Consider the following 4,750-nt stretch of genomic DNA (forward strand, 5'->3'; position numbering starts at 1 on the left):
TGAACACCATCGACCATCACATCCGCGGCTACATCGACAACGCCCGCCTGCCAAAGGCCGCCTGAAAACTCAAGACCAGTCTCAAAGTTTCAACCCCCAAGGAGCGCTAGACCGTATCGACGCAAGAAAAGTACCACGCACCGATCAGCGGAAACTCTGGTAGCGGATCTGATATCTGAGCGAGCCTTTCGTGGTCTCGCCAGCGCCCGGTGCACGAACGCTAGTCTTCCGAGCCGATTCGACTGTACTGGTCGAATGGTAGAGAAATCCTGATCCGCAGGATCAGCAGAGCAGTCGGCTAGGGGACTCGCAGTTCTTTGAGTGGTTCGCGGCGGGCGGCGACGATGGCGGGAACGAGTGCTGAGAGTGTTCCGGTGGTGATGGAGAGAATGGCGATGGCGAGGAAGAACTGCGGGCTTGGCAGTGGGTCGCCAGCGTTAACGAGGACGATAGTGGCCGCAGTAGTGCCAAGCATCGTTCCGAGTCCACTGAGCAGCGCGGTTTGTATGAGGAGGATTTTGATGATGAGGCTTTTGCTCGCGCCGAGGGCGCGTCGGCGTCCGAAGTCTTTACGGCGCATCATGACTAGCCCGTAGAGCAGTGCGGCCGATATGCCGGCGGTGATGATGAAGACGACCAAGACCAGGCTACGGCCGAAGGTACTGAGTTGAGACTGGACGATCGTGCGCAGGTCAGCGATTTGTTGGCTGGTGTTGACGGTGATGAGTGCCGGGTCACTGGCACCTAGCACGCTGATTGCTGCGTGCCGAACCGGTTCGACAAGGTCGACGCGCTCGGCAACGATAACAATGACATTCACTTCACTGGGTGAAGCCGAGGCTGGTTGAGGAGCGATGACCAGTGGTTCCAAGAACGCCAAGTGTGGTGGGACGTCAATGGCTCCGATGATGGCGAAATCGTTACTTCCCAGCACTGAGCTGACGGTGCCGGTGCCCTCGTACAGGCCGAGAAGGGAAGTCCCGGAAGCGGAGGCAAACGCGGAGGGTCCGTGAAGGGTGATTTCGCGGCTGGGTTGCAGATCATCCAAATCCTGGGTGTGCAGTGTACGCACGGGGACTCTGGTCCCGTCGGGCACGGCTGCGTTGGTCGAATCCAGTGCTGGTCCGAAAGCACCGTGCCACTGGATCCCGTCTACGGCGGCTAGCCGGTCCACCACGGTGGAATCGACTCCGGATCCTGTGCTTGCGCGGATGATGATGGATCGGGTTCCGGCGGAGTCAAGGGTGTTGATCACTGCTTGTTCGGCTCCGGCTGTTCGCCCCGTCGTGAGCAGGATGGTGATGCACATCGCGGCGATCATCAGGATGGTGATCACTGAGGCAACTGGTTGGCTGAGCGCAGAGGCGGCCGCTTCGCGCAGGATGGGACGCCAACCGGAGGATCTCACAACTCGATCCTTCGATCGCAGCGGGCCATCAGGGTTGGGTCATGGGTGGCGACGACGACGGCGGCCCCACGCGCGGCTTGTCCATGCAGAGCGTCGATCACTACTTCAGCCGAGTCATGATCGAGGTTCCCCGTGGGTTCATCAGCTAACAGCACCATCGGATCAGACAGCAGTGCCCGACAAATCGCGATGCGTTGGGCTTGGCCGCCTGATACTTGGGTCGGTTTGTGTGTTGCACGGAGTTGAACGTCGAAACGGTTCAGGAGCCTTAGAGCTTCCGTGGCGGCCTGCCGGCGGTCCTGCCCCCGATACAGCGCTGCCTCGATCACGTTATCGAGCACGCTGCGGGTGGGGTCCAACGCAGCATCTTGGAAGACGAATCCGAAGCGGTGAGCGCGGAGTCTTGCGCGGCTGGTATCGCCGACTCCGGTGATGTTCCGCCCGTCCAGGTAAAGCTGCCCTGCAGTAGGGCGCACCATCAGACCCAACAGGTACAGCAAGGTTGATTTGCCTCGGCCGCTGGGCCCGGTGAGGGCGACCACTTCTCCTGAGCGGAAACTCTCGGACCAGTTGTGAAGAATGCTGATGGGCCCATACCCGAAACTGAGATCCTGTGCGGCGAGCCGGTGATCGGTCATGGGGTTGCCTGCTGCGGCACCGCGATCCGCACCATCGTGCCGGCAGTGACGCCTGTGATGACGGCCATCCCGTTCGCCGTCTCTGTGACCTGTACCGGAATGGTGGCCCCCTCTCCATCAACGACCGCGACGGCGCCGTCGGCGCCAGTGATCAATGCCGCCGCCGGCACAACCAACCCCTCTGTTGACGGGACGATCACCAGCTCGGAGGGAAGCAGGGTGTCTTCCCCAACTGGGACCTGCGTGCATTCATCACCGCAGATTGTGCCGTCGTCGGTGGGAGCGAGAACTGCTTCGACACCGTTTTCCGGATCTGAACGTACCTCTTGCACTTGGGCCTGCCACACCGATTCACCCATCCGGATGTTCACGGGTAATCCGGGCTGCACGGTTCCCGTTTGGCCTTCCTGCAAGGGGACCGTGAAATCCGGCGCGGCGGGTATCCCGTATACAACGACTTCACCGCCCGCTACTGGCAGGCCCCGGGAGATGACTTCCGTATTCAGCATGAGACGTCGTGGAAGATCCGGCACGAATACGATGCTTCCTGCAGCAATGACTCCTGTCGCCTGTTCGCCGCGCTCGGTCTGCCACGCTGACACAGCCGTCTGCGTTCGCGCTGTATATTCGTCGGCCGGTTCACCCTGCAGATACCCGAGCGCAATCAGCATGGTCTCAACTTGGCGGACGTCCTCGCCGACATCTCCCAGCGCGAGCGGACGGAACGAGGGCACTGTTCCTTCGGCAGCGACAACCGGAGTCAGATTCACCGAGTACAAGGCGTCACCCACGGAAACCTCGGCTCCTGGTTCAAGCTGCACACTTGTCACCACACCCGAAGCCTGGTTCAGTGCGAGCGTGGACTGCGGCCATGACGTCACCGTGTTCAAACTCAAACTGGAACTTACCTCGCCGGGCACAACTTCAACGGTGGTGAACGCAGCTGTTTGAACCGCGTCCTCGGCCGGACGTAACGCCACGGCTCCAGCCCAACCAATCCCAGCCCCGGCGAGCAGGCAAACCACGATTACGACGGTCCAGCGAACCAACCTCCGACCCGGAGGCACATCTGTCACTTCGCCCGAACGCATGTCGTCACTGACTGCAGTTGGCGTTCCCCCACCCTTGGCCATACCGGCCATCATCCCACAGGGAGACGCAAGTCACACTGCAGTAACGTATCGAAACAATAACCATCGGAGTTGACAACAGGCTATTTGATCTGAGTCAAAGGGTTGACGTCACATAGGTGTGCTTCTACGCTCTAACGCATGGGGGCGGGGAAACACAACAAGTATCGCGGCTCCTATGTCATCACTCACACATCGAGGAGGAGTCGAGGAAATGAGAAAATTTAGACGATCAGCGGGTGTCCTGCTGGCTGCGGCAGGTCTTGTACTAGCGTCCGCAGCACCAGCGTCGGCGGATACCCGAGGCGGCACCGCGTATTGCGGGTCGAACCAGGCCTACGGTGTCTCCAGCACTCTTTCAGGGCTGTATGGTGCCACATCGAGCACAATCACTGTGCACACAACAACGGCCGGGTCGGTCACGTACCGAGGGTTCGGGACCAAATCCACTAGTTCGGTGTTTTATTCCTCCGGCAACTGGCAGGCTTACACGCCGAACGTTTTCTTCTCAGCCGGCAGTTTCTGCGGACCGAAGGCCACCTAGTGCCCAGTACGACCTCAAAGAGCAGGCTGAGGACAACCGTTCTCAGCCTGCTCTTGGCAGTTGCAGTCTCAAGCTGCTCAGACCCTAACGCGCTCGACAGTGATGAAGTCACTCCGGCCCCACCAGAGAGCACCGCACCGACTACGACCGGCCTGCCGCCCTCTCAGTCCGTCACCCCGTCCAGCCAAGAACCACCAAAGGGCCCAGTAGACCCAGAGCTACAAGCTTTGAGCAGCGTCGAAATCTCGGAACGCGTCACCGCCTGCCTACAAGGAAAAGGGTGGGACGTTCAAAACCGGCGAGGCGGCTATTTCTATGGTGGCCCTCCCGAACAAATGGATGCCCTGATGGAAGCTGATCGTGCATGCAGCGCAGAGCTCGGCTTCGACAAGATCCAAGCGCCGGAATACACCGACGCGTTCCTCACCGAGAAGTACCAGGAGACCGTCGAAGCCCGAGACTGCTTGGTGAGCGAAGGCTACAGTCCTCCACAGCTTCCCTCCATGCAAGCATTCAAGGACATGCTGCTCAACGAGGGAAAGATTTACTCCGTACATGATGAAACGGGCTTGCGTTCAGGCACCCCAGAAGGTGACACCATCCGCGAAACCTGCGCGGACCCACTGGAAACTTGGAGTTCGTAATGAGTGGCGGGATGGTGCTCCTATTGTGCAGTAGCTGCGAGCAGGACTGAGCGAGTACAGCCTTAACTCCAGGGAAGCCGGACTGCATCCGATACACCCGGATATCCAGGTACCGGTAGCGTGCATCTGCGGGCGGTGGGGTGGGCTCAAGTGAAACTGCGGTTAGTCCACTGGTGAGTCGCTACGAGAGTGAGGTGGGCTCAAGTCGGGCTGCGAAAGTGGTCTCCAATCACGTTGACATTCTCATCCCTAATATGGCGTCCTCCCGCGTCACTTGGTCAAGTCCCGTGGAGTGGTGTAGCCGTTCTGTGGCTTTTCGAGGTTGTTGAGGTTTAGAAGTTGTGGTTCTCGGATGGTGTGGCGGGTTCGGGTTCCTCCTCTCGTGC

General features: G+C 59.8%; 4 protein-coding genes. 1 reads left to right on the forward strand and 3 read right to left on the reverse strand.

All coding sequences use genetic code 11. The features are described from left to right. Positions 1 to 298 precede the first annotated feature (298 nt). Genes ACX80C_RS19200 through ACX80C_RS19210 form a run of 3 tightly spaced genes read right to left on the reverse strand, consistent with a single transcriptional unit; the run spans position 299 to position 3,179 of the window. Entirely contained in the window at positions 299 to 1,408 is a 1,110-nt protein-coding gene (locus ACX80C_RS19200) for an ABC transporter permease (protein ID WP_459328065.1), read from the reverse strand. Continuing rightward, a complete protein-coding gene (locus ACX80C_RS19205; protein WP_459328066.1) occupies positions 1,405 to 2,046 on the reverse strand; it encodes an ABC transporter ATP-binding protein in 642 nt (213 codons plus the stop codon). The genes ACX80C_RS19200 and ACX80C_RS19205 overlap by 4 nt, the downstream gene beginning before the upstream one ends. Continuing rightward, positions 2,043 to 3,179, reverse strand: coding sequence for a peptidoglycan-binding protein (locus ACX80C_RS19210; RefSeq protein ID WP_459328067.1), 1,137 nt, complete (start codon positions 3,177 to 3,179; stop codon positions 2,043 to 2,045). The genes ACX80C_RS19205 and ACX80C_RS19210 overlap by 4 nt, the downstream gene beginning before the upstream one ends. A gap of 768 nt (positions 3,180 to 3,947) precedes the next feature. On the opposite strand from ACX80C_RS19210, the gene ACX80C_RS19215 reads away from it, so the two are divergent. Next, positions 3,948 to 4,364: a hypothetical protein gene (locus ACX80C_RS19215; RefSeq protein WP_459328068.1), complete on the forward strand. Its 417-nt coding sequence runs from the start codon at positions 3,948 to 3,950 to the stop codon at positions 4,362 to 4,364. Positions 4,365 to 4,750: the final 386 nt, after the last annotated feature.

The sequence above is a fragment of the Arthrobacter tecti genome, assembly GCF_054511355.1.